This is a genomic window from Bradyrhizobium jicamae (assembly GCF_001440395.1).
In the GTDB taxonomy this organism is placed as follows: Bacteria; Pseudomonadota; Alphaproteobacteria; order Rhizobiales; family Xanthobacteraceae; genus Bradyrhizobium; species Bradyrhizobium jicamae.
This window is the reverse complement of record NZ_LLXZ01000229.1, coordinates 1-25,521: the sequence shown is the minus strand read 5'-3', so window position 1 is coordinate 25,521 and position 25,521 is coordinate 1. Positions and strand designations below refer to the sequence as shown.

Genomic DNA, 25,521 nt, shown 5'->3' with positions numbered 1-25,521 from the left:
CTGCTATGCAGATGTCAAAATTTTGCTTCCGCGCGAGATTAACCATCGCTTTCCCTTGACGGAGGCCAACGAAGTCCCCATTCGTACGGCGTCAGTCGGCCGGACGGCCGCTCCCGCTACGGTCGAAAGGCTGCGGGGGAGGAAAGTCCGGGCTCCATCGACATACGGTGCCGGATAACGTCCGGCGGGGGCAACCCCAGGGAAAGTGCCACAGAGAACGAACCGCTTCCCCACCCGAAAGGGAGGGCAGTAAGGGTGAAAAGGTGCGGTAAGAGCGCACCGCGTATCCGGCAACGGAAACGGCATGGCAAACCACACCGGGAGCAAAACCGAATAGGGACGGCAACGCGGTAAGTTCGCCGCAAGGCGATAACACCGCAGGGCGATGTCAGGCCCGCCGTCCGGGTAGGTTGCTCGAGGCCATGTGCAAGCATGGTCCCAGAGGAATGGCCGTCACGTACCGTTCGAAAGAACGGTGCCCTACAGAACCCGGCTTACAGGCTGGCTGATATCTGATGAATGAGGGGCTCGGCGAAACACGCCGGGCCCCTCGCCATTTCCGTTCTTGCTCAGAACCCGTAGCCCGCATGAGCGGAGCGATATGCGGGACGAGTTTGGAAACATGAGCGATGGGCGAGAGCGGTCCCGGATATCGCTTCGCTCATCCGGGCTACAGCTTCGAGCAAAGCGCGTCTCAATCGCGGCCCGCCTCGACGATCGCCTGCGCCAGACGCGCCGGGTTGCTGAAGAACATTTCATGGCTGCCGTCGCATTCGACCAGGCGGAACAGACCGAGCCGCTCCGACAAGCGCGGATGCCAGGGCATGCCGTGCGGCAAGGCGATGTCCTGCCGGCAATTGACGTAGGATTTGCCGACCGGCAGCTCCGCCAGCGGACGCTTCAGCGCGATCTTGTCGTTGAAGGTCTTGTAGGGATGCAGGTTGAGTTTCGCATAGGCTGACTTCGCCAGTTCGAGGTCGGCGTCGTTGATGAAGGCGTCGCGCCAGATCTCGAACGGCAGCATCACGGCGCCGTTGTTGGCGCCGGCCACCGCATCGAACAGGCCGACATAATGCGGCGGCACCATGTCGTTGAGGCACTCCCCGTCCAACGGCACGAAGGCGTTGACATAGACGAGGCGCTTGATCCGATCCGTCAGGCGGTCGGCGACGCCCGAGATCACCATCCCGCCATAGGAATGGCCGACCAGCCGGAAATCGCGCAGATTATTGGCCTCGATGTAAGCGACGATCGACGCGATCGCCTGCTCCAGCCCCGTTGCGCCGCGGTCGTCATCCCTGTTGTTGCCGGCCACCGTCGGGCAATGCACGACGTGGCCGCTCTTTCGCAAGCGCCCGGCCACCGCTTCCATCTCAGCGCCGGTGTGCCACGCGCCATGAACCAGTACGTAGGTGTCTGCCATTCCCGTCTCCTCCTGATTTTTCGAAACCAGACATTGATAGGGACGACTTTTCCCGGATGGCCGGATTCGGCCACCGCCATCGCCGGATTACGCCACTCAGCGCTGCCGGCGGAATGCCCCCGGGGTCATGCCGAAAGACCGGCGGCATTGCCGGATGAAGTGTGACGGATCTGATAGCCCGACGCGCAGCCCGATGCCGCCGACGCTGATGCGGTCGAACCGCGGCTCGCTCAGCATCCTGCGCGCCGCCGCCATGCGGCATTCGTTGAGCAGCCCGCTGAACGTCAGGCCGGAATTGTTGAGGCAGCGGTGCAGGGTCCGCTCCGAGACATGCAGATGCTCGGCAACGGTCGCGGCCGTCAGTCCCGGCTCGGCATAGCGCAGCCGGATGGCGCGGCCGATCTGCTCGAGAAGGTCGGCGGATTCGCGCCGCTCGGAAGGCGTCGCCGGAATCTCGCTGCCGAAACCGAGTGCCAGCAGCGCGCCGAGTTGATCGGTCAGGACCTGCGCCGGCAGCGGCCGCTCGATCGCCAGTTGCGGCGTCAACTGGCAGGCAAACGCGCTGAGCGCGGCGCCCCATCCGGCGCGCCCGTCGATGCGCTGCCCGATGCGCCGCTCCGGATCGGTAATCCACGACTCGACCCACGCAATCGGGAGCTCCAGCGACAGCGTGTTGGAGGTTACCGGAAAGTTGAACTCGTAGCAGCGCCGGGAATCCAGCAGCACGAGATCGCCGGGCCGCAGGCGCGAGGCGTGGCCGTTCTGCATGACGGTCCAGTCATTGTCGGTCTTGCACAGCAGGTAATAGAAGTTCGACGTGCTGCGCGCGAGACTGGCTTTCCGGCGATAGACGTGCTGCGCCGAGCCCTCGACGCGATTGATGCCGATCGTATCGAGTTGTCCGCGCGCAATGGAGCAGTCGAAGCTGGATCGAACCTGCGTCGTGATGTCCATTTCGAGAAAGGCTTCGCAGACGGCGCCGATCCAGTAGTCGAGGCGCCGCTCCGGCTCGACCAGGCCGGTCGACCACCTCTCGATGACTGCCGTCGTTCTGGCCGCCATGGCCCTGCCCTCCGCGGTTCTCTACCTTGTTGAGGGGATGGCGGAGAGTCAATCCTCGCAGAGGTCTCGCAGCCCGGATGAGGCAACTACCCCGCGATCTTCTGCAATAGGGTCATCAACGCTTCCGGCGCGGTGACATTCGGCGAATGGCTGGCGTCGATCTCGTAATAGCTCCACGCCGCATCAGCCTTCGTCATCCTGGCGAACGGCCCGAACGTGTCGGCCGGCGTGATGCGGGTAGCGTAGATATAGCTGCGCGGCAGCGTCAGCGGCCCGCCCTGCAGCTTGAGTTTTGTTTCAAAACATTTGATCGGCATGTCGACGCGGCGCGTGGAGAGCCATTCGACATCGGCTGGTGCGGTATCCGGCGGCGTCGGGTTCGGCGGCACGCGCCAGCCGTCGCCGCTCTTCGCGAGCTCCTGCATCCGCGCCCGTGCCGCCTCGTTCAGGTCAAGCAGCGATTGCCCGCCCTCGGGCACGAAGGCGTCGATATAGATGAGCTGCCTGACCTTGTCGCGGGCGCGGTCGGCGACGCCGGTCGCGACCATGCCGCCATAGCTGTGGCCGATCAGCACGATGTCGCGCAGGTCTTCGTATTTGATGACGGCAAGCATATCCTCGATATGGGAATTGAGATCGATCGCCTGATGGGCCAGATGCGCGCGCTCGCCGAGGCCGGTGTAGCTCGGCGTGATCAGGCGATGCCCGGCCGCCTGCATCAGCGGATGCATCTTCTTCCACGCCCAGCCCGCGGACCATGCGCCATGACAGACGAGGAATGTTTTCGAAGGAGTTGCGTTCATCGGGCCATTTCCACCAGGTTGTTATTGAAAGCGTCGATTGCGATAGTACCCGCCCGCTCGGTCGTGTAAACGTCAGCGCAAATTTCAACATCGTCATTCCGGGATGGTCCGAAAGGACCAGACCCGGAATCTCTAGATTCTCAGGTGCGCAATTGCGCACCATAGTTCGCATCTCCGATGCGCCCCGGAATGACGGGAGGAAAGAGAAGAGTGGAACTAACCACCTACGCCATCCTGCTTGCCGGCGCGCTTGCCGGCGGTTTCGTCTCCGGCCTCTCCGGATTCGGCACCGCGCTGATGGCGCTGGGGATCTGGCTCTATATCGTGCCGCCGGCCATTGCCGTGCCGCTGGTGCTGATCTGTTCGGTCGCGTCCCAGATTTCGACGCTGCCGTCGATGTGGAAGGTTATCGACTTCAAACTGGCCCTGCCCTTTGTCGCCGGCGGTCTCATCGGCATGCCGATCGGGGCGCTGCTGGTGGCGCGCGCCGATCCGCAAGTCTTCAAGCTCAGCGTGGGCGTCATGCTGCTGGTGTTTCCAACCGCGCTCTATTTCATCCGCAAGCCGATGGCGTTCCGGTTCGGCGGCCGCATCGCCGACGTCTGCGTCGGATTTGCCGGCGGCATTCTCGGCGGCCTCGCCGGCCTGTCGGGCCCGCTGCCGACCCTGTGGGCCAGCATCCGCGGCTGGACCAAGGACCAGCGCCGCGGCGTGTTTCAGATCTTCAATGGCAGCGTGCTCGGCGCGGCGTTGATCCTGCAGATCGCCAGCGGTTTCGTGAAGCTGGATGTGCTTTGGCTGGCGATGCTGGCATTGCCCGGCACGCTGATCGGCGCCCAACTCGGCATGCGTACCTACCACGCGCTGAACGACCGCAATTTCTACGATGTCGTGCTGGCGCTGTTGTTCATGTCCGGCGTCGTATTGGTGTGGAGCAGCATTGCTCCGAGGTGAAGGGCGCATAGCCGCCATGTGCTCCGAGTAGATTGCTGTACGCTCACCGGCAAAGCGGCTAACCAGTCGCGTCATGAGCTCTCCTGCTTCGCGCGAAACTCTCGGCCTGGTGCTGGGCTTCATCGGCATGGCGATCTTCGGCGGCACGCTGCCGGCGACGCGGATTGCCGTTGCCGAAATTGATCCGATTGCACTGACCTCGCTGCGCACCGCGATAGCCGGCCTGTGCTCGCTGGCGCTGCTTCTGGTGTTGCGCCGCCCGTTGCCGCGCCGCGCGCTGTGGGGGCAACTGATCATTGCGATGCTATGCGTCGCCGTCCTGTTTCCACTTCTGATGTCGATGGGCATGCAGCGGGTCGACGCCTCGCATGGCGGCGTGGTGCTGGGCGTGTTGCCGATCGCCACCGCGCTCGTCGCCGTCGCCATCACCCATGAACGGCCGAGACCGCTGTTCTGGATCGCTTCCGTAGCCGGCGCCGCGCTGGTAATCGCGTTTGCATTGCGGCAGGGCGGCGGCGCCCTCGTCGCCGGCGATCTCTTCCTGTTCGCTTCCGTCGCGGTCGCCGCGGTCGGCTACGCCTTCTCCGGCCGCCTCACCGCGCAGATGCCGGGCTGGGAGGTCATCAGCTGGATTCTGGTGATCGCACTGCCGCTGTCGATCCCGGCGGCCGTGCTGACCATGCCTGCCGATATCGGCCACATCGCCCTGAAGCCGTGGCTCGGCCTGCTTTATGTGGCGCTGTTCTCGCAATGGATCGGCTTCTTTGCGTGGAACGCCGGCCTTGCGATGGGCGGCATCGCGCGGGTGTCGCAGATCCAGTTGCTGCAGCCCTTCGTCACCTTTGCGCTGGCCGCGTTCTTCAACGACGAAACCATCACGCTGCAGATCCTGCTGTTCGCCGCAGCCGTCGTGGTGACGGTCGCGATCTCGACGCGCACGCGCGCCAGGCCTGTGCCCGCAGCAGCGCATCGAGACCGCGAACCGCCTCAGCTCGCGGCGTCCTGATCCCTGAGCACCGGGTGTTCGGCCGTCAGTTCGGTCCGGGCCTTTTCCGACTTAATGGCCCGAACCAGCACGCGCGCGGTCTTCAGATGATCGACCTTGACGCACAGCCGGATGATCTGGCCGAGCGAGGCGTCACGCATGGCGTCGTCGGAGATATTCATGGCGATTTCGAGCGCGCATTTGATCGCCGCCTCATATCGCGCGGCGTCGACGGCACGGATCTTCTCGGCCCCGCGTCCGCCGGGCGCCCGCATCTTTTCCGCGATGGCCTCGGCCGCAGCGCAGATGTCGCGGATCCTGTGGGCCGCGGCGATATCGCCCAGCGGCTCATCGCCGGCAGTTTCCCAGATGTCCGGCCGCGGTTCCTTTTGAAACCAGCTCATCGCGAGCCCTCTCGATGCCGGAAATATATTCCCGCATCGAGCAGGTGCGCAAGAATGCGCAGGCTTACTCCACGGCCGTGATGCGGGCGAACTCGGTAGCCTGCCGTCATCGGCTCGCCGAGACGTTGCTATTCGTCTTCCCGCATCAGCAAATCGAGCTCCTCAGGCTTCAATCGCTTCAGGGCCTTCTCGACGTCGCGACTGTAACGGCGGTCATTTGGCTCAACGCCGCGTTGAGCTTTTCGACCATACTGCTGCAGGAATACGCTCACCGTTGCGGCCTGCAGAGCACGCTTCTGCGAGGCATTGCGGCGGCGGCGCGGCGGCATGTCCAGCTTGATCATGCGGAACATTCCTTCTGGGCAAATGTCCACCGCGCTTCGAGACGTCATTCCGCCGCCGTGATGCGGCCGAACTCGGTGGCCTGCAGCTCGAACAGGCCGCGATAGATGCCGCCCGGACGCGTCGTCAGCACGGCATGGGTACCCTGCTCGACGATCTCGCCGCGGTCGAACACCAGGATGCGGTCGAGGCTGCGCACCGTCGACAGGCGGTGCGCAATCACAATCGAGGTGCGGCCCTTCATCAGCCGCTCCATCGCCTGCTGGATCAGCCCTTCCGATTCAGAATCGAGGCTCGAGGTCGCCTCGTCCAGGATCAGAACCGGCGCGTCCGCCAGGAACGCGCGCGCCAGCGCGACGCGCTGCCGCTCGCCGCCCGACAGCTTGACGCCGCGTTCGCCGACCAGCGTGCCATACCCCTTCGGCAGCCGCAGGATGAACTCGTGCGCGTTGGCGAGCCGCGCCGCCTGCTCGATCGCCGCCATGCTGGCGCCCGGCCTGCCATAGGCGATGTTTTCTGCCAGCGTGCGGTGAAACAGGATCGGCTCCTGCTGCACGATCGCGATCTGGCTGCGCAGCGAATGCTGCGTCGCCAGCGCAATGTCCTGACCGTCGATCAGGATCTTGCCGCCGCTGACATCGTAGAGCCGCTGCACCAGCTTGACCAAGGTGGTCTTGCCCGAGCCGGAACGCCCGACCAGGCCGACCCGCTCACCGGCGCGGATCTCCACCGACAGGCCGTCATACAGCGGCGCGATATGGCCGCCGTAATGGAACGTCACGCCATCGAACACGATGCGGCCGCCCTGGATATCGATCGGCTTCGCATCCGGCGCATCGGCAATGCCGATCGGCTCGTCATGGATCGCAACCAGCTCCTCCATGTCGTTGACCGAGCGCTGCAGGTTGTTGATGTGCATGCCGACGTCACGCAAATAGGCGTGGATGATGTAGTAGCTGGTCAGCACGTAGGTGACGTCACCCGGCGTGGCGCGGCCGGCAATCCACAGCAGGATTGCCCCGCCGATCACGGAGGCGCGGAAACACAGCAGCACCGCGAGTTGCGCGGTGCTCGTGTAGTTGTAGCGATACCATGTCCTGCGCACGCGCGTGCGCCACCGGCTGATGACGCCGGCCAGCCGCACGTCCTCGCGCGCTTCCGCGCCGAAGGACTTTACCACCGCGTTGCAGGTCAAGGCATCGGCCAGCGTGCCGCCGACCTTGGTGTCCCAGGCATTGGAGACACGCGCGGCCGGTGCGATGTAGTTCACCGAGAATGCCATCGTCATCGAGACATAGATCACGGTGCCGACCCCAATCACCGCGCCCAACACCGGCCAGTGCAGCCCGAGCAGGATCATCGAGCCGACCAGCACCAGCAGCGACGGCAGCAGCGCCATCAAGAGCGTGTCGTTCAGCAGATCGAGCGCCCACATGCCGCGCGTGATCTTGCGCACGGTCGAGCCGGCAAATGAGTTGGCGTGCCAGTCGGTCGAGAAGCGCTGCACGCGCGCGAAGGCGTCGCGCGACACGTCCGACATCGTCTTCAGCGTGAACGGCACGATCGCCTGCAGGCCGGTCAGTCGCAGGATCATCGACATCAGGCCCAGCGCCACGATGCCGCCGAAGGCGACGAACGCAGCATGCCGCGCCGCCGGGTCCGAAGTACCCAAGGTCAGTGCATCGACCAGGCGGCCGGAGAAGATCGGCATGAACAGGTCGGCCGCGGTCGCGCCGAGCAGGCCGCCGGAGACCACGGCGGCACGGCCGGGCTGCTGCAGCCAGTGGCGGAACACGAACGGGATCACCACGCGTATCGCGGCTGGACGCTTGTCTTGATGAACGGTCATGGCGTCATCCGGCTGCGCGCAGGGCACACGCCGGCTCCATCTGAAATGACGGCGCGACGGCCAGAGGCCAGACGCATGCGTCGTTGAAAACTGTCGTTAAGTCGTTGGGAAGCTTGGAAAGATCGGGCGTCAGTCCCGATCAGCGCCGGCGGAGATCGCGCTCAGCAACGCGACCGAAAAACCAGCACGAGCATCGGACGCGAGGGTGCGATCTGCGAGTACATCGAAATCATGCAAATCTCCCCGGTTCGAGCGACAATGCGCTGCTTATAAATGCATCACGGGTGATTTGCAACATGACAAGCGCGTGATCGCGCGCGGTTGCATCCTTGCTCAATGCGCGTCGCCGCCGACCACCGTGGCGGAGGGTCTCTTGAGCGTGAGGACGAGCACGCTCAGGCCGAAATAGAACACGGCGAGCATGAAGAAGGCGTCGCCATAGCCCATCACGACGGCCTGGCGGTGCACGATCTGCGACAATTGCTTCATCGCCATCAGCGCGGCATCGCCCATGCCCTGCATTTTCTGGGTGAACATGTTCAGCGTCTCGACGGCGGTGGTGTTGCCCCAGGTGACGCGGTCGTGCAGTCGCGAGATGTGCAGGTCGGTGCGCTCGTTCAGCACCTGGTTGATGACGGCGAGCCCGAGCGCGCCGCCGAGATTGCGCGTCAGGTTGAACAGGCCGGAGGCGTTCTTCACACGCTCCGGCGCCAGCGTCCCGAGCGCGATGGTGTTGGTCGGCACCATCGCCAGCATGATGCCGACCCCGCGCAGGATCTGCGGAACCAGCAATTCCCAGAAATCATATTCCTTGGTGATCCAGGTCATCTGATAGGAGCCGAGCGCGAACAGGATCAGCCCGAGCGCTATCAAATAGCGCATATCGTACTTCACCATCAGCCGGCCGACGATCGGCGCGGTGAGAAACATGGCAATGCCCGAGACGAACATGGTCTCGCCGATCATCAGCGGGCTATAGCCGCGCACTTCGGCGAGATAGCGCGGATACATGTAGGTGAGGCCGTAAAGCCCGATGCCGACGCAGAACGAGATCAGGCAGCCGACGCCGAAATTGCGGTCGGTGAACGTCCTGATATCGACGATCGGCTCGCGCGCCGTCAGCACGCGCCAGAAGAAGGCGATGGCCGAGACCGCGCAGATCGCCGCGCACACGGCGACCGAGGTATCTTCCAGCCATTGCGACTGCGGCCCCTCCTCCAGCACATATTCGAGCGTGCCGAGGAAGCCGGCCATGAACAGCAATCCCCACCAGTCGAAATGATCGAGCAGCGCAAAATTGGGCCGGTCGAAGTCACACAGCATCCACACGCCGATGGTGATGCCGATGCCAGGAACGATGTTGATGAAGAACAGCCAATGCCACGACATGATGTCGGTAATTACGCCACCGACCGTCGGGCCGATGGTCGGCGCCAGCGTCGCGACTAGCCCGATGATCGGGCCGACGATGTGAAACTTGGAACGCGGAAACACCGTGTAGGCGGATGCGAACACGGTGGGGATCATGCCCGCGCCCAAAAATCCCTGGATCGCGCGCCACAGGATCATCTGCTCGATCGTCGACGCAAGGCCGCAAAAGAAGCTTGCGACGGTGAAGCCCGAAGCGGAAATCGCAAACAACAGACGCGTGCCGAAGGCACGCGACAGGAATCCGGAAAGCGGGATCGCGATCACCTCGGCGATCAGATACGAGGTCTGCACCCACGAGACTTCGCTGGAGCTGGCGGAAAGGCCGGCCTGAATCTGCTGCAGCGACGCCGAGACGATCTGGATGTCCAGGATCGACATGAACATCCCGAACACCATGATGAGAAACGTAAACAGCCGACGCGGCGGGACATGGTCATCGACCGCGGCATTCGTCGTCGAAGGCGATGCGGTGGTGGCGTCGGCCATGGTCTGCTCGCAACAAGCTCCGAACTCGCGATCGGAGCTTCAGGAAAATTTTACTTCGGTTGAACCGTCCCGGGCGCGTCGAGGTCCGCCTCGCTGTCGGCATCGGCCGCGCCCTCGCGGGTATCGACGGTGGTGTAGACCGACATGCCGGCACGCAGCAGGTTCTGCCTGGCAACTTCCTTCGGGACGCGAATCCGGACCGGCAGCCGCTGCACGATCTTGGTGAAATTGCCGGTGGCATTGTCCGGCGGCAGCAGCGTGAACACCGAGCCCGCCGCTGGCGAAATGCTGTCGACGACGCCCGCGAACTTGCGATGGCCATAGGCATCGACCGAGATCTTCACCGGCTGGCCCGGACGGATGCGCTTGAGCTGGGTTTCCTTGTAGTTGGCGTCGATGAAGACGTCGTTGAGCGGCACGATGTTGGCAAGCCGCTGCCCGGCCTGGATGAAGTCGCCGGCATTGACGAGGCGATTGGAGAACGTGCCGTCGACCGGCGCGCGCACCGCGGTGAAGGCGAGATCGCGCTCGGCCTTGGCTAGCTGGGTCTGCAATTCCGCAAGCTGCGCGCGGGCCTCGGCCTGCTGCGCCTTCGTTACCTCGACATTGTCGCGCGCGGCCTCATAGGCTGCCTGCGCCGACCGCACGGCAGCCGCGCCCTGATCGCGGCTGGCCTCAGAGACTTCGAAGGCCGCGCGCGAGGCAAATCCCTTGGTGCTCAGCGTCTGCTGGCGGTCGAAGTCGAGACCGGCGCGCTTCATTGCGGCTTCCGCGGAAGCAAGCTGCGCCTTGGTCTGTTCCACGGCGCTTTCGAGCGCGGTGACCTGACGGCCGATGCGGTCGATGACGGCCTCCTGGGTTGCGATCTTGCTGCGCGCAGCTTCCACCGCGATGCGATAGTCGCCGTCGTCGATCCTGAAAATCACGTCGCCGGCGAGAACCAGCGAATTGTCGCGCGGCAGGATCGCCGCGACATGGCCCGATACCCGGGCGCCGAGCGTGGTGTTGTTGGCACGAACATAGGCATCGTCGGTCGAGATATAGAAGCGGCCGACGAGAACGTAGTAGACGCCGTAACCGGCGGCCGCGAGGGCCAGCAAGCCGAGCACGCCCATCATGACGAATCTGCGCCTGCCCGGCTTCGCGACCGGCGCCGCGGCGGTGCTGGCGGGGGATACAACGGGCTGTTCGGTTGGCGGCGCAGCGGGCGCCTCCGCGGAGCGGCGCCTTGCTTCTTCCGCAGCAAGGGCGCGCAGCTGGGCCGAGACGTCGGCTTCATCCTCCGCCGTTTCGGACCCGGCACGAACGATGCGCGCGGCCTGATCTCTTGCTCCGGCCATCACCGGCCTCCCCATACAAATATAGCGATGCCAGCGGCGCCCGCCGGCGACGGCACCATCGAGACAAAATGTAGCATTGACCGAACGGTTCGGTCAAGGTAACCACCCAATAGTATAGACCATAAAGCGAAAACACCTACCGACCTGCATCACGGGTTGAATTCTTTCGCGAGAAAAAACCAATGGTTGCACCCACATCCATTCGCTCCTTGGGCGAGGAGGACAGCGCCAAGCGCCGCCAGATTTTGGATGGCGCGCGAAGGGTGTTCATGGATCTGGGCTTTGACGGGGCCAGCATGAACGAGATCGCCCGCGCCGCCGGCGTCTCCAAGGGCACGCTTTACGTCTACTTCGCCGACAAGAGCCGGCTGTTCGAAGCCATCGTCGAGGACGAGGCGCTCGAAAAGGGCAAGATCGCCTACAATCTCGACCCCAGGCGCGACGTCGAAATCACCCTGCGGGAATTCGGCCAGACCTATATCGGTTCGATATGCCGCCCGGGCGGCGGATCGTCGATTCGCACAGTCATGGCGATCGCCGAACGGATGCCGGATGTCGGGCGCCAGTTCTATGCGAACGTGCTGGCGAAGACGATCAACCGTCTCGCCGAGTATCTGCAGGCGCATGTCCAGCCGCACGATCTGGCGATCGACGACTGCCAGCTAGCGGCGGCGCAGTTCCTGCAGATGTGCCAGGCGACGCTGTTTCTGCCGTTCGTGTTCCAGGCCGAGCCCGCGCCATCGGCGGAGCGCATCGCGCGCGTCGTCGACAGCGCGACACGGATGTTTTTGAAGATGTATGGGGCGAAGCCGAAGTAGCGGCTCCGCCCTTCTATGCCCTAGAACCTGTACGTCGCGCTCCCTAGCACGGTGCGTCCTATGCCGAAGAAGCAGTCGCCGCGGGCAAGACAGGTGGTGACGTGCCGCTTGTCGGCAAGATTGGTGGCATTGACCTGAAAACGCCACGGGCCGGTCTCATAGCGGATCATCGCGTCGAACAGCGTGTAGTCAGGCGTGCGAAGGGTGTCGGTGCCATCCCAGGACTGGCCGATGTAGCGCACGCCGCCGCCAACGGTGACGCCGTTCATCCCGAGCGCGGTGAGACGATACTTCGCCCATAGCGAGGCCTGGTGCTCGGGCACGGTCTCGACGCGCTTGCCGATATTGTCGCCGCTCTCCACCCGGGCATCGAGGTAGGAATACGCGCCGATCAGATCGAGGTCCGGCGTCACGCGGCTGATCACCTCGAGTTCGGCGCCGCGAATCCGCACCTGCCCCGTCTGCACCGAGAACTGAGAGCCGCCGGGATCGCTGGCCAGCCGGTTTTTCTCGATGGTATCGAAGATCGCGCCGTTGATCGCCGTGCCGGGCATCGGATTGTACTTGAAGCCGAGTTCCACCATCTCGCCCCGCTGGGCCTTGCAGAGGCCAACGACACAGACGGAGCCGAAGATCGGCGTGAACGACTGCGCGTAGGTGACGTAGGGCGTCAACCCGAACGGCAGTTCGTACATCAGCCCCGCGCGACCGGTGGTCGCTTTGCTTTCCTCTGTCGGCGAGCCCTGCACATTGTTGGTGACGTAATCCTGGCGGACGCCAAGAACGGCCAGCCATGGCCCCAGTCGCATCTGGTCCTGTGCATAGAGACCGAGTTGGCTCTGCCGCAAATCTGGTTCGGGCGAGAGCGTCGGCGGGACGACAGAATTATAGACCGGCGCATAGAGATCGAACGGCGTCGTATCGAGGTAGGCCCCCGACGAGGCGCGCTCGCCGAGGCCGCGATAATCGACACCGAACAGCGCCTTGTGCGTGATGGCGCCCGTCGCAAATTTCAGCTCGGCGTTGCTGTCGGAAGTGAAGCTATCCTTTGTCGTTTGCCGGCTCGATATCCAGCGCGCGACGGTGCGGTGCTGCGGGTCGAGAAACGGATCAGCCGGGTTGGAATAATTGTCGGGATACGCCGACCTGTAGATGCCCTCGACATGGGCGTAGCGCATGTTCTGCCTAATCTTCAGCCCGTCGCCAAAGCTGTGCTCGAACAGGCTTGTGATCGCGCCGGTCTCGGTCTGGTATTTGTCGAACCCCGGCACGCCGGCGAAACGATTGACCGGAATCAAGCCGTTGGGTCCGGGATACAGCGTGCCCTCATGCGGCAGGAACGCGGTGGAGGAGCCGGTCTTGTCCTTCTGATAGGTGCCGAGCACGGTCCAGTTGGTGTTGTTGGTCGGCCGCCAGGTCAGCGACGGCGCCAGCACGATGCGATCGTCCGGAACGTAATCCGTCTGCATGCCGCTGTCGCGGAAGATGCCGACGAAGCGGTACAGCCACTCGCCGTCCTTGGTCAGCTTGCCGGTCGAATCGAGCTGCATCTGCTTGCGGTTGAAGCTGCCGAATTGCACGCCGATCTCGTTGAAGGCCTCCGCCTGCGGACGCTTCGAGACCAGGTTCAGGAGACCTGCCGTCGATGTGTCGCCGTACAGCACCGAGGCCGGGCCGCGCAGCACCTCGATGCGCTCCAGTGTAAAGGGATCGGGCCGCCATTCGTTGAATTGCCACGTGTTCACCACGCGGGTGCCGTCGAGATAGATGTTCGGATCCTGGCCGCGGATGCGCGGATAGTCGCCGCGTGAATCCGGGCCATAGGCATCGGCGAACACGCCGGGCACGTAGCGCAGCGCATCCTGCACCGTGACCGCGCCCTGATCGGTGACGCGGTCGGCAGTGACCACCGTGATCGATTGCGGGATTTCGCGCAGCGGCGTGTCGGTCTTGGTCCCGGTGCCGCTCTGGTTGGCGAGATAACCGCGCACCGGGCCGGTGCCCGTTTCGGCGCGCGCGCCGGCGGTCGCGGCGGCATCAGCCGTCGTCTGCCCACGCTGGGCTGCGCGACGGCTCGCGGTCGATGCGCTTTGCCGCTTCGACGCGGGACGCGACCGCGCGGCCGGCGGACGCGTGGGTTGATCGACGACAACAGCCGGCAGTTCTCTCGCGGACGATTGCGCTTGCGCCGGCGTTACGTCGATCATCGCGGCAAACATCGGCAGCGCGGCGCCGAGCCATCCCGCGGTCTTCAGGCATGCAGTCATTTCCAGTCCTCATCACTTTTGCGCGGGACCAGTAACAAGCGTGACTGCGGCGATGAAGGTCGCGAGATATAAAAAGGTGTTTCAATCACATAATTAGAATTAGTATTTCTCTAAGCGAGCTTGGGATTCGGGCAGTCAAATGAAGTTTGGAATTGGCAATACTCCAGCGCACCACGCGGGGGCCATGGCGGCGCGCGCTACCTGATTTTCGCGAGGGAGGCAGTGGCCCAGGAACCAAAGTCCCGATCGACCGTTATGCCGTGCGGGAGATGGGACAATGTCTATAAAGAGCGTACTGCTTTGGCTGGTCGGAATTCCGTTGCCGATCATTCTCGTGCTCGCACTCTTCCTGCATCCGGGCTGACCCGTTCGTTTGCAGACGCGTCGCACGCCGGCTTTCCCGGAAGCACGATAATGGGCTGACGGCCCTCACCTCACTGCAAATCGCGTCAGCGCATCGCGATCGATCTCGATGCCGAGCCCGGCTCCATCCGGCACCGCAACGAGGCCGCCCGCATGTTCGATCGGCCGGGTGAGGATCGCCTGGCGGATCGGATGCTCGGTGCGGTCGAACTCCAGGATCGGCTCGAGCGGCGCCAGCGACCGCGGCGTGTGCGACGGCAGAACGGCAAGGAGCTGCAGCGATGCGGCGATCGCAATCCCCGTCCCCCAGACATGCGGATTGTATCTGATACCGAACGCCTCGGCCATGTCGGCGATCTTCTTGCATTCGGAAAGCCCGCCCGCCGCGCAGGTGTCGGGCTGGATGATGTCCATCGCGCGTGACGCCAGCACATCGCGAAAGCCGAACCGCGTGAACTCGCACTCACCGCCGGCGACGGGAATCGAGATCGCGGCTTTCACCTCGCGGTATCCTGCGAGATCCTCCGGCGGCACCGGCTCCTCGAACCACCCGATGTCGTAACGCTCGATCATCCGGCCGAGACGGATCGCAGCCGTCGCATCGTAGGCGTGGTTGGCATCGACCATCAGCGCAATGCCAGGCCCGATCGCCTCCCGCACGGCGCGCGTCACCGCGGCATCTTCCTCCACGCCGAAGCCGACTTTCAGCTTCACCGCCTTGAAGCCCTCTGCGACGTAGCCCGCGGCCTCATCCGGCAGATAGCGCAGCGGATCGCCGGATTTGCGCCGGTAGAGCCCCGTCGCATAGGCCCGCACCTCGTTCCGGCTCGCACCGCCGAGCAGCTGATGGACGGGAACGCCGAAACGCTTTCCCTTGATATCCCAGAGCGCGATATCGATACCGCTGAGCGCCTCGATGACCACGCCCTTCTGGCCGTGATCGCGCAGCGCGGAATAAACCTTCTGCCACAGAAAATCGGTTCGCAGCGGATCCTCTCCGATCAGCAGGGGCGCAATGCTTCCGACCGCGGCTGCGGTGATCCGCGCCGGCCCGTAGCACTCGCCCCAGCCGGTCAGGCCGTCCTCGGTCTCGATTTCGACCAGCATGGCGGCGCGCGTGTCGTACCAGGCGCGCGAGTAGGCAAAGGGCTGCGAGAGGGCCGCCTCGAGAACGTGGGCCCGAATGCTCCTGATTTTCATGACCTGGGTCTCCCCGCGGGACTTCGGATGCAGCCCGCTTGGACGCAACGATAGGCGGAGCGGCCGAAGACGAAAACCCCCGATGACGCAACGGTCTGGTTTTCACATATGCGCCGGCGGGATCGCAACAGCGCCATCGCTGACGCTTGTGGCCTCGCGGCTCAGGGTGCAGACTTCTGCGTCCCTGATGCCGGTGCCAGAAACGAAGTGACCCGTCTCGCTTTCATGCTCGCGCTGCTTTTCACCGCCCATTGGGAGGAAGCGGAGATCGTTGACGTCAAGGACCGTGGCCCGGTCGATCTCGCGCCGTTCACCTGTCAGGACGTCACCCGCAGCAGCGTCATCAGCCGGGTATGCTACGACACTGAGAGCCGGCGCATGCTGGTTCAGCGCTACGCGGCCTATCAGCAATATTGCGATGTGCCGAAAGACACGATCGAGGCGCTCCTGAACGCGCGGTCGATGGGCCAGTACTTCAACGCCAACATCACCGCGGCCGGCCGCGACGGCAGCGAACCTTACGACTGCCGGCCACGCAAAGCGCCGTCATATCAGTGACATCGCATCCTCGCTTCGACGTGATTTGACACTTCGTCCTCTTTTGTCAAAATCGTCAAATGGGCCCGCGTACCCGAATTCTCGACGCCGCGATGCTGGTATTCCGCCGGCACGGTTTTCGGCGCTCGTCGATCGAGCAGGCGGCGGAGGCCGCCGGGCTGACGCGGCAGGCGCTCTACCACCATTTCGAGTCCAAGGAAGCGCTGTTCCGCGCGGTAATCGAGCGGCTGCATGAGGAGGCCCTTGCTGCCGAAATTGCAGCGGCCAGCGCCGCCGAGAACGAGGGCGGCAGCCTCGCCGACATTCTCGTGGCTTCGGTCAGCGCCAAGCTCGGGCAAATGGCCGCCTCGCTCGACGGCTCGCCCCATGTCGAGGAACTGTTCTCCGAACATTTGTTGCAGGCCCGCGATCTCTACCAGAAGTACACTGCCGCCTATGCCGAGCAGCTCGCGGAAACGATCGTGCGCGTCTGCCGCAAGCAGAACCTCACGCTCAATGCCACAACGCCGCGCGATTTTGCGCGGCACATCGAGATGGCGATCAACGGCACCAAATCCGCTTACCCGGCACTGCAACCGGCCGGCGCTTTCCTGAGGGATCTGGAGATCATGCTGCGGACGCTGGTGGCTGGCGCGGTGAGCCCGGCGCCACGGAAGCCTGCGGCGAAGCCGAAGCCGGCAAGCAAATCCACCTCTCGCAAACCTGGAGATCGCAGATGAGCACCATGACGATCAACGGCAAGCTCGCTCCCCTCCCCGACGATCCCGATGCGCTGCTGGTCGACGTCGTGCGCGACGCGCTCGACCTCACCGGCACCAAGCTCGTCTGCGGGGCCGGCGTCTGCGGCGCCTGCACGGTGCTGGTCGACGGCGAGCCCGCCGTGAGTTGCCTGATGCCGGCTCGATCAGCCGCGAACACGAACGTGACGACGGTCGAGGGGATCGGCGCGACAAAGCTGCATCCGGTGCAGAAGGCCTTTATGGCGCACGACGCCCTGCAATGCGGGTTCTGCACCCCGGGCTTCATCGTCGAAGCCGCTTCGTTTCACGATTCCTGGCGTGCGGCCAAGGGCACGGCCGTGCCCTCGCGCGAGGAAATCGGCGCGGCGCTATCCGGCCATCTCTGCCGCTGCGGCGCCTATGACGGCATCTTCCGTGCGGTGGCGGATGCCTGTGCCGGCCGCTTCGACGGCAGCGACATCATGCCGCCGCGCATGGAGGCGCGCGACAAGGTGACGGGATCGGCGAAGTACACTGTCGACATCCATCATGACGGCCAGCTCGAAGGCGTGATCCTGCGCTCGCCGTTCGCGCATGCGCGGATCGGCGAACTCGATCTCGCTGTCGCGCGCGCAATGCCCGGCGTCAGCGCCGTGATCGCGCTGCTCGGCGACGATCGCATCGTCCGCTATGTCGGCGAGCCCATCGCCGCCGTCGCGGCCATCAACCGCAGAACGGCGCTCGCGGCCATCGCTGCAATAAAATTCCACAGCGAGCGCTTGCCCTCCGCGGTCGGGCTCGATGAAGCGCGCAAGGCCGATGCGCCTGTCGTGTTCGAAAAATCCGCGCGCAAGAAAGCCGGCAACGTCTCCGAAGGCGGCGGCGCGCCGGCGGCTTGGAAAGGCAATGTCCGTGGACCGTCGGCCGCATTCTCCAAAAAGCCGAAGAAGGTGCGGAGCTGGGTCGATGGTGCGCGCGCGGCGAACAATCCGCTGCTGGTGGAAGGCATCTTCCGCACCGGCACGCAGCAGCATGCCTGCCTGGAGCCGCATGCGGCGGTGGCGCGTTTCGACGGCGACCGGCTCACCGTGCACGTGTCGACGCAGGCGGTGTTTCACGTGATGGAGCTGATCGCCAAGCGTTACAAGCTCGATCACGACAAGGTGCGCGTGATTGCCGACCATGTCGGCGGCGGCTTTGGCTCCAAGGCCGCACTCGGCGTGGAAACGACCACCGCGATCGAGCTGGCGCGCGAAGCCAAGGCGCCGGTGCGCGTCGCCTATGACCGCCACGAGGAGCTTTCGGTCACCGGCTATCGGCCGGCGACCGAGATGAAGATTGCGCTGCTGCCGTCCGAGCAAGGCGAACTGAAAGCGCTGTCGCTCACCGCCTACGCCGATACGGGAGCCGCGACCAACTCGACCATCGCCGCGCTGGCGCGCCTGATCTATCCAGCAGAAGCAAAGGAGCTAGCCGACTTCGACGTCATCAGCAATTTGCCGGCGGGCGCTCCGTTCCGCGGTCCCGGCGGGCCGCCGATGGCGTTTGCGCTGGAACAGGCAATCGACGAAGCGGCGCTGCGCATGAAGCTCGATCCGATCGCACTACGCAAGCGCTGGGACCCCGACCCCAACCGCCAGCGGCTCTACGACTGGGCCTTGGGCCTCGACGTCTGGCGCAACCGCAAACCGTTCGCCGCGCAGAGCGGCCGCTATCGCCGCGGCGTCGGTGTCGCCACCGGCTACTGGCTTTACCTGTGGCAGCCCGGTTCGAAGGTCGAGGTGGCGGTGAAGGGCGGACGTCTGATCGCCAGCACTGCGACGCAGGATATCGGCACCGGCACCCGCACCGTGATCGCCAATACGGTCGCGCGCGAGTTCGGGCTGGAGCCGCATGAGATCGAAGTCAGGATCGGCGATTCAAGATTGCCGGAAGGACCGGGCTCGGGCGGCAGCCGCGTTACGGCGTCGGTGATCCCGCCGATGTTGCTCGCCATCGAGCAGTTGAAAGCCGCAATCCAGCAAAACGCAAAGCGACAGCCGGTCCCCGGCTCCAACGCGCCGTGGCGCGAAATGCTCGCGGCCTCACCCGATCTCTCCGCCTCCAGCGTCCGGCCGGAAGACTCCAGGCAGATGGCGCCGGGAATAGAGTCCCCGCTCAGGCAGGTCGGCTTACTGGGCTGGATCTTCGGCTGGATGATGCGGCGCTTCTCCAACCTGGCGATCGGCGCCGGCGTGCCGAGTTCCGTGCAGGTCATCGAGGTCGAAGTCGACACCTGGCTCGGCCATGTCCGTGTCCTCAACGTGCACACCGGCATTGCGGTCGGCAAGATCGCAGCTCCCGCGCTGGCGCACAGCCAGGCCGCCGGCGCGGTCATCCAAGGCGTCGGCTACGCACTCTATGAAGCGCGCGAAGTCGATTCCCGCACCGGCGACGTGCTCAGCGGCGGCATGGAGGATTATCGCATTCCCGGCATCGCCGACACGCCGATGATATCAGTGCATTTCGACCAGGGCGGATTCGATCACGTGCTCGGCGGCAGCGTCGGCATCGGCGAGGTCGCGACCGTACCGACGTCACCCGCAGTCGCCAACGCGATTTGCAATGCGACCGGCGTTCGGCTGACCGAACTGCCGCTCCGACCCGACCGCCTCATCGCCGCACTCAAAGGGAGGGCCGCCGCATGACGCCGACAGCCATGACCGCCACGGCCGAATTCCGCGCCGCCGGCACCGATCTCTCCGAGCGGCGCCGCAGCGGCGTCTCGACCGGACCCTTGATCGACATATCAGCCGCGCCCGACATGATCGGAATGCATTGGGATGCCGACGGCAGTGTGCGCCTCGGCGCCTTCACCACCATTGCCGCGATCGCCGCCGATAAGCGCCTCGCTGCAGCCTATCCGGGGATCGCGGCCTCGGCGCAAGGGCTGGCGACGCCGCAGATCCGTCACCTCGCCACCCTCGGCGGCAATCTCGCGCAACGTTCGCGCTGCTGGTACTTTCGAAATCCGCACATCGCCTGCCTGAAAAAGGGCGGACCGGATTGTCCGGCGCGATCGGGCAATCATCTCTACCATGTCGCCTTCGATCTCGGCCCCTGCGTCGCGCCGCATCCCTCGACCATGGCGGCAGCGCTGCTGGCCTATGAAGCGAAAGTAACCACCGACCGCAGGAATTCGATCACGATCGGCGATCTCCTCGGCGACGGCTCCAACGGCGGCGCCGACAACGCGTTGCAGCCGGGCGAGATGATCCGGAGTGTCGAGCTTCCCTCCCCGCTGCAGGGTGAGCGCGCCCTCTACAAGCGCGCGATCAGCCGCACCCATGCCGAATGGCCGCTGGTCGAGATCTGCGCCCGCGCGGTGGTGAAGGACGGCACGTTCCAGTTCGTCCGCCTCGCCGCCGGCGGCATCGCCCCGGTGCCGCTGCGGCTGCATGCAGTGGAAGCCGCCTTGCAGGACAGGAAAGCCACGGCGGCTGCGCTCGCCAATGCCGCCGAGCAAGCGACATCAGGCGCAATGCCGCTGCCGATGACCGGCTACAAGCTCGATCTGCTGAAGGGCGTCGTGCACGATTTGCTGGAGGGGCTGGCGCCATGAGAAGCGTAGGGCGGATTAGCGAAGCGTAATCCGCCATCTGTTGCTCCAATACACCTGCATCGTGCTATGCTGCACGCTATGCCGAATTATCGTCGCGCGTTCGTTCCCGGCGGGTGCTGGTTCTTCACCGTCAACCTGCTGGACCGTCGTCAAACCCTGCTCGTCGATCATATCGAGGTCTTGCGCGGAGCCGTTGCCGCTACACGCCAGAGTCATTCATTCGCGATCGACGCATTCGTGGTCCTGCCCGATCACCTGCATGCGGTTTGGAGTCTGCCTGCCGGCGATTCCGATTTCTCAACGCGCTGGCGGCTCATCAAGAATCGCTTCGCAAGAGCGTTGCCGAAACAAGAACCTCTCAACGCGGTTCGTGTAATGCGTAACGAGCGGGGTATCTGGCAACGACGATTCTGGGAACATCTGATACGCGACGAAGCAGATTATGCTCGCCACATCGAGTATTGTTACATCAACCCGCTAAAGCACGGCTTTGCAACACGCGTGCGCGACTGGCCATACTCATCGTTTCATCGGGACGTTCGCGCAGGAATATTCCCACTTGATTGGGCAGGTGACTGCGAAGCAAGCGGAAGATTTCGGCGAACGGCGGTGACCGCGGCCGGAGCGGCGGATTACGCTTCGCTAATCCGCCCTACGAACTGAAGGGCGTCGTGCACGATTTGCTGGAGGGGCTGGCGCCGTCGACGGACCGTGTGTAGCGCAAATTAGCGGCGCTCAATCCGTCGGAACCTCGGAGATGGAGGAACCAACAGGGCGGTCTCCATGTTGAAGACCGGCTTTTGCCCCCCGGCGGATTTCCGCCGTTGCGGGGCCAGGCCACCCCGCGCGGTGCCTTCGCCATTGACTTACATCAATGTGATTTCGGGACACCCTGTAGGAGCCTGCGGCAATTGGAGGCGTCAACAAGAGGAGCACAGCCATGGCCACAGAGTTCTTGGAAACCAAGCCTCGCGACTTTAGTCCCACGTCGGTTTCTGGGCTTACGAAAGAAGCGCGCGACGGTGTTAACGCGGCCTTGAAGTCCTTGTCGGACTGGCGGAACGAGCTTGCCGATACGAACAAAAGAAACGGCAAACGCGTCCTGGAACAGATGGCTGCGGCGGCCTCGGCCGTCGGATGGCCGGAACAGGTGGTCGATGCCGCTCGCACACAGTTGCTAAGCATCGCCGAAATTCAAATCAAGACGATGGATCAGCTGATGGATGCCTGGGAGGAGCAGATCAAATTGCCCAATCCCATGTCCGCTTCACCATCGGCGATGTTGTCAAAGCTACAGTCCATGCCCGGCCTTGGCTCAACCCAGGCAGCTGCGAATCCCATCCAGCTGTGGATGCAATTCGCGGAACAGTGGCAACGAACATGGACTGACGCAATTGGTGCCTGGGGCAAGCGTCATTGAGTCAGTTGGCAGGATGGGCGGAGCGCAGCGATACCCATCAACGGCCGGGCGATGGGTATCGCTTCGCTCCCCCATCGTGCCAGCTTCAATGCTAAGCCTACTTCCCCGCGGGCAGTTTGACCGGGATATGGCGCGAGATGCTTACCACGCGCGGGCTCCCGTCGGGGTTGCTGTGGCTCTTGATCGTTTCCAGGAGCAAAATAAATTTTTCGGCAAGCATGTGCGTCGCCTCAATGGATGGTCCCTTTAGTTAGGTCGGAACCATTGCTCGGGAAATTCAATCAACTATTTGAGAGCGCGGCCTGCTGATGTGATCGTTGGTCGATTGTGCGCGATCGAAGCGCAGCGAAACCCATCATCTCACGAACGGGATTGATGCGTACCGCTTCGCTCCACCCATCCTACGAATCCGACTGGCCGCTAATGATCCTCGAACTCGTCTTCCTCGTTGACCTTGCTGCTGCGGCCGCCGAACCAGCGGGACACGGATTTTTTGAGTGACCCCGTCGGATAGGGATCGCGTGACGCGTACGGGTTACGCTGGGCACGCGCGGCGACCTGTTCGCCCGAAACCGCGGCCGGCTGGCAGATGGTGCGGCGCGAGGCGCGGCGCATCAGGTCGACGTGGATGTGATCCTCGTGGTGGGAGTTGGAGCCCGGTGCCAGCACGGTGTTGAACTGCTGGCAGGCGCTCGCCTGCACATCGCGCAGGAAGCCCTGCTCTTCCGGCATGCCGCGCCAGCCGCCCTTGACGGTGATGCGGCGGCCATCGGCGAGCGTGAAGGCGGCGATGTCGAGCGCGTTGCCGAACGCGTGCTCGGAAATATGCGCATGCGGATTGCCGTTCATGCCGCGGCAGGAATAGGCGGAGATCTGCTTGATCTCGACGACGCGCACGCCGAACCAGCGCATCGACGCCGGCTGCACGGAATCGGAGAGCCAGCGGTCGAGCGCCGAGACGATCGGGCACGCCAGCGTCGCCGTCGGCTTCATCGAGACCTGCCCGAAGGCGCTGACCGGATTGCCCTGCGCCGGCCCGAGCCGCGGCGCGGCCGGTGATGGCGGATAGGATGGCTGCGTATACGGCGCAGACGAAGGCGCGGTGTAACGGCCCTGCGGCGGCGGATAGGAAGGCGTCGCATAGCCGCCGCGCGGTGACGGCGCGCCTTCCGGCGGCAGATCGATGTCATCCTGCTGCGAGGCGACGCCCGGCGCGGAAAGCGAGATCGGCCCGTTCGACGGCGCGGCATAGTTGGGCTGGCGTGGCGCCGGTTCCGGATAGCTGACCGAATAATTTCCCGAATAGTTCTGCTGGGGCGGAGCCGCCGCCGGCGCACGGTTGATCGGCCAGCGCGGCTGATTGCCGATATTGCCGGGAGGCCGCAGGCTTTCGTCGGCAAAACCGAACGAAGTGATGTTTTCGCCGAGCGCCGCTACTTTCAGCGGGTATTCCGCACCGCACACACCGGGGCCGGAAATCGGGTCGACCCGGACCACTTCCGCGCTCTCCTTGACCGCGCCGGACTTCAGACAAGCGACTTCGGCCTCGGTACGCCACGGTTCGCGCTCGGCGGATTGAAAAAGTCCGCGGCCACAACCCGCTAGCGAGACGAGGACGAAGGAGCCGACGAGATACAAACGAACTCCGCGCGTCATCGCGCGCACGTTCAACTAATTTATTTAAAGACTCTTCAACATGTTGTTTTTACAAATTTTTTACCATGTTTATCGGGCCGCTCGGCTGTGAAGAACCCCGGATGGACAGCAGCACTGACTTTTTAAGGGCGGGAACGCTTTGCTAACCTAAAGTGTTATGTGCGGGCACGACGTGAACCCAGGGAGCTATCCCAATGGATTTCGTAAGTCCTCTCGTTAGCAGACTTGGCATTGTAACAGCGTATGTTGCATTCGCTTTCGTCGCCGCGATTGTGCTTGGCGTGTTCTAGAACTACCAGTCCAGACAAATGGACCGAACGCCCGGTGACGCGGTCACCGGGCGTTTTCGCGGGCATAGCGTTTTCGAGCGAAGCATGCCCCCGGACTTGATCCGGGGGTGGTTTCCGGTTCGCGTGAAGAAAATGCGTCAAGAGAGAGCCCTATGAACGCGGCCCGGCAGACACCATCACCAGGCTGTCGGCGCGGCGCATGATGCGGCTCCAGTTGTTGCCGGAGCAGAAGAAGCGGAACAGCGCGCAGGCTTCGACGCGAAGCGTGTTGGTCCCCTTCATCGACATCGTACCGTAATAGGTCTCGCGACGGTCCTGGCTGTAGACGCTGCCGGTCCATTGCCGCTCGGTCTTCGGCTTCATGTTGACCAGGATCGCTTCGCCGTTTTCGGACGATGCGGTGAGCGCATAGCCGCACAGCGCGTTGCCGCATTTTGCGACCCGCACCGTTCCCTTGCCATCGGTCTGCCAATCGCCGATCGGCGAATCCGATGGCTCCTCCTCCGGCTGATGCGCGACGCGTTCAACCTGTTGCGCCGGCTGCGCGCCCTCGACCGGCTTCGCAACCGGCTGAGACGGCGGCAATGCAATCGAAACCTGCTGAGCCTCCGGGGGAGCTGGCTGAGCTGGCGGCGGCGCTTCGACGGTCTCAGTCGTTGATGCCGCCGTGGTGTAGACGGCCGGCGGCGGTGCGGTGACGATGGTCTTGACTGGAGGCGGCCTGGTCACCGGCGGCGCAGGCGGCGAAACCGTCTGTGGCGCAGGCGGCACAGGCCTCGTTGGCACCACGCCCACATCGCGATCGTCGCCATAGCGGTCGCGCTTGTGACGCCAGTTGAGGCTTCGGGGGCCCGACTTCGAGGTGACGCACGACGCCGAGCGGCAATGCCTGGAGGATTCGATGTACACCCGGTGACCGCCGATGCTGAATGAAATCGAGCGGCCGGCATGGGCCGAAGAACTCAGCAGCATCAGCACGGCGAGAAAACAAAACCATTTCATCGAAGCCTCCCGCGGGTGATCGCGGAAAACTAGTCGCGGGGAACTTCAACGGGATGTGATTTGAGTCACCGAGCCGGCCTGCCGCTTCCGGGAGGCATGTGACGTACCGCACAGAACGTGCCCTCGCCGCCGCTTAGGGTCTGCCCACGTTCACCGCAAACGCTCACAAGGCCGCTCAGGGAGGCCCTCATGAAGAAGCTCTACATCCTCGCCGCATTGCTGATGGTCACCACCTCGGCGCAGGCCGGCGGAATCACCCTGCAGATCAACGGTGAGCGCGTTCGCGTCGAAGCGCCGCGCAACTGCAACGGCCTTTCCTGCATCAAGATCACCTCGCCCGGTTACACCGGCACGCTCGGCAATATCGACCTCAAGGGCATGGGTTCGAAGAGCAAGGACGACGATGACGTCGTCGCGACCGCACCGGCGAAACCGGCGGCGCCTGCTCCGGCCCCGGTCCAGGTGACTGCGCCGCAGCCCGCGGCTCCCGCTGCTGCGCCGGCGCCTGCGCAAACGACCGTCGCGGCCGCGCCACCGACGCGGACCGA

21 protein-coding genes, 1 other RNA gene and 1 pseudogene are annotated in these 25,521 nt (G+C 64.1%); 11 read left to right on the top strand and 12 right to left on the bottom strand.

The features are described from left to right. The first annotated feature begins 91 nt into the window (after positions 1–91). Positions 92–513: RNase P RNA component class A (gene rnpB, locus CQ12_RS40690), an RNA gene on the top strand. Positions 514–694: 181 nt separating this feature from the next. On the opposite strand, the gene CQ12_RS40615 is transcribed toward rnpB, so the two are convergent. From CQ12_RS40615 to CQ12_RS40605, 3 genes are all read right to left on the bottom strand, one after another. Next, entirely contained in the window at positions 695–1,423 is a 729-nt protein-coding gene (locus CQ12_RS40615; protein ID WP_057840835.1) for an alpha/beta hydrolase, read from the bottom strand. A gap of 96 nt (positions 1,424–1,519) precedes the next feature. Next, entirely contained in the window at positions 1,520–2,485 is a 966-nt protein-coding gene (locus tag CQ12_RS40610; protein WP_057840834.1) for a helix-turn-helix transcriptional regulator, read from the bottom strand. A gap of 86 nt (positions 2,486–2,571) precedes the next feature. After that, positions 2,572–3,288, bottom strand: a complete 717-nt coding sequence (locus tag CQ12_RS40605; RefSeq protein ID WP_057840833.1) for an alpha/beta fold hydrolase — start codon at positions 3,286–3,288, stop codon at positions 2,572–2,574. Positions 3,289–3,498: 210 nt separating this feature from the next. On the opposite strand from CQ12_RS40605, the gene CQ12_RS40600 reads away from it, so the two are divergent. After that, entirely contained in the window at positions 3,499–4,242 is a 744-nt protein-coding gene (locus tag CQ12_RS40600; protein WP_057840832.1) for a sulfite exporter TauE/SafE family protein, read from the top strand. 73 nt (positions 4,243–4,315) lie between these two features. Next, complete coding sequence (locus CQ12_RS40595) at positions 4,316–5,248, top strand: DMT family transporter (protein WP_057840831.1); 933 nt, start codon at positions 4,316–4,318, stop codon at positions 5,246–5,248. Here CQ12_RS40595 and CQ12_RS40590 read toward each other — a convergent pair. The 5 genes from CQ12_RS40590 to CQ12_RS40570 all read right to left on the bottom strand — a co-directional run bounded on the left by CQ12_RS40590 (position 5,230) and on the right by CQ12_RS40570 (position 11,079). Then, positions 5,230–5,631 (bottom strand): hypothetical protein, encoded by a 402-nt coding sequence (locus CQ12_RS40590; RefSeq protein ID WP_057840830.1) that lies wholly within the window; start codon positions 5,629–5,631, stop codon positions 5,230–5,232. The genes CQ12_RS40595 and CQ12_RS40590 overlap by 19 nt on opposite strands. Positions 5,632–5,759: 128 nt before the next feature. Beyond that, positions 5,760–5,975, bottom strand: a complete 216-nt coding sequence (locus CQ12_RS40585; RefSeq protein WP_157088795.1) for a hypothetical protein — start codon at positions 5,973–5,975, stop codon at positions 5,760–5,762. 44 nt (positions 5,976–6,019) lie between these two features. Then, entirely contained in the window at positions 6,020–7,822 is a 1,803-nt protein-coding gene (locus CQ12_RS40580) for an ABC transporter ATP-binding protein (protein WP_057840848.1), read from the bottom strand. 333 nt (positions 7,823–8,155) lie between these two features. Continuing rightward, on the bottom strand, positions 8,156–9,739 hold the full coding sequence (locus tag CQ12_RS40575; protein ID WP_057840829.1) for a DHA2 family efflux MFS transporter permease subunit: 1,584 nt from the start codon (positions 9,737–9,739) through the stop codon (positions 8,156–8,158). Positions 9,740–9,789: 50 nt separating this feature from the next. Further along, positions 9,790–11,079, bottom strand: coding sequence for an HlyD family secretion protein (locus CQ12_RS40570; RefSeq protein ID WP_057840828.1), 1,290 nt, complete (start codon positions 11,077–11,079; stop codon positions 9,790–9,792). 182 nt (positions 11,080–11,261) lie between these two features. On the opposite strand from CQ12_RS40570, the gene CQ12_RS40565 reads away from it, so the two are divergent. Continuing rightward, entirely contained in the window at positions 11,262–11,897 is a 636-nt protein-coding gene (locus CQ12_RS40565; protein ID WP_057840827.1) for a TetR/AcrR family transcriptional regulator, read from the top strand. A 20-nt stretch (positions 11,898–11,917) separates the two neighbouring features. On the opposite strand, the gene CQ12_RS40560 is transcribed toward CQ12_RS40565, so the two are convergent. Continuing rightward, positions 11,918–14,164, bottom strand: coding sequence for a TonB-dependent siderophore receptor (locus CQ12_RS40560; protein WP_083519710.1), 2,247 nt, complete (start codon positions 14,162–14,164; stop codon positions 11,918–11,920). A gap of 429 nt (positions 14,165–14,593) precedes the next feature. Further along, entirely contained in the window at positions 14,594–15,727 is a 1,134-nt protein-coding gene (locus tag CQ12_RS40555; protein WP_057840826.1) for a mandelate racemase/muconate lactonizing enzyme family protein, read from the bottom strand. Between the two features lie 207 nt (positions 15,728–15,934). Between CQ12_RS40555 and CQ12_RS40550 the strand changes: the two genes are divergently transcribed. The 6 genes from CQ12_RS40550 to CQ12_RS40525 all read left to right on the top strand — a co-directional run bounded on the left by CQ12_RS40550 (position 15,935) and on the right by CQ12_RS40525 (position 22,025). Beyond that, positions 15,935–16,285, top strand: coding sequence for a KTSC domain-containing protein (locus tag CQ12_RS40550; RefSeq protein WP_245310358.1), 351 nt, complete (start codon positions 15,935–15,937; stop codon positions 16,283–16,285). Between the two features lie 59 nt (positions 16,286–16,344). After that, positions 16,345–17,004: a TetR/AcrR family transcriptional regulator gene (locus CQ12_RS40545; protein WP_057840824.1), complete on the top strand. Its 660-nt coding sequence runs from the start codon at positions 16,345–16,347 to the stop codon at positions 17,002–17,004. Continuing rightward, positions 17,001–19,691, top strand: a complete 2,691-nt coding sequence (locus CQ12_RS40540; protein WP_057840823.1) for a molybdopterin-dependent oxidoreductase — start codon at positions 17,001–17,003, stop codon at positions 19,689–19,691. Before CQ12_RS40545 ends, CQ12_RS40540 begins: the two co-directional genes overlap by 4 nt. Further along, positions 19,688–20,605, top strand: a complete 918-nt coding sequence (locus tag CQ12_RS40535) for an FAD binding domain-containing protein (RefSeq protein ID WP_057840822.1) — start codon at positions 19,688–19,690, stop codon at positions 20,603–20,605. Before CQ12_RS40540 ends, CQ12_RS40535 begins: the two co-directional genes overlap by 4 nt. Positions 20,606–20,683: 78 nt before the next feature. Next, positions 20,684–21,268 carry an REP-associated tyrosine transposase gene (locus CQ12_RS43175; RefSeq protein WP_245310360.1) on the top strand — a complete coding sequence of 195 codons (585 nt, stop codon included), beginning with the start codon at positions 20,684–20,686 and terminating at the stop codon, positions 21,266–21,268. Between the two features lie 277 nt (positions 21,269–21,545). Further along, entirely contained in the window at positions 21,546–22,025 is a 480-nt protein-coding gene (locus tag CQ12_RS40525) for a hypothetical protein (RefSeq protein ID WP_057840820.1), read from the top strand. Positions 22,026–22,445: 420 nt separating this feature from the next. On the opposite strand, the gene CQ12_RS40520 is transcribed toward CQ12_RS40525, so the two are convergent. Both CQ12_RS40520 and CQ12_RS40515 read right to left on the bottom strand, forming a co-directional pair. Next, positions 22,446–23,681 carry an extensin-like domain-containing protein gene (locus CQ12_RS40520; RefSeq protein WP_057840846.1) on the bottom strand — a complete coding sequence of 412 codons (1,236 nt, stop codon included), beginning with the start codon at positions 23,679–23,681 and terminating at the stop codon, positions 22,446–22,448. 440 nt (positions 23,682–24,121) lie between these two features. Next, the gene (locus CQ12_RS40515; RefSeq protein ID WP_057840819.1) at positions 24,122–24,973 is read right to left on the bottom strand and encodes a DUF2147 domain-containing protein; all 852 of its coding nucleotides are present in this window, start codon (positions 24,971–24,973) and stop codon (positions 24,122–24,124) included. 189 nt (positions 24,974–25,162) lie between these two features. Here CQ12_RS40515 and CQ12_RS40510 point away from each other — a divergent pair. Then, positions 25,163–25,521: pseudogene (locus CQ12_RS40510) on the top strand (DUF2147 domain-containing protein); the annotation flags it as partial.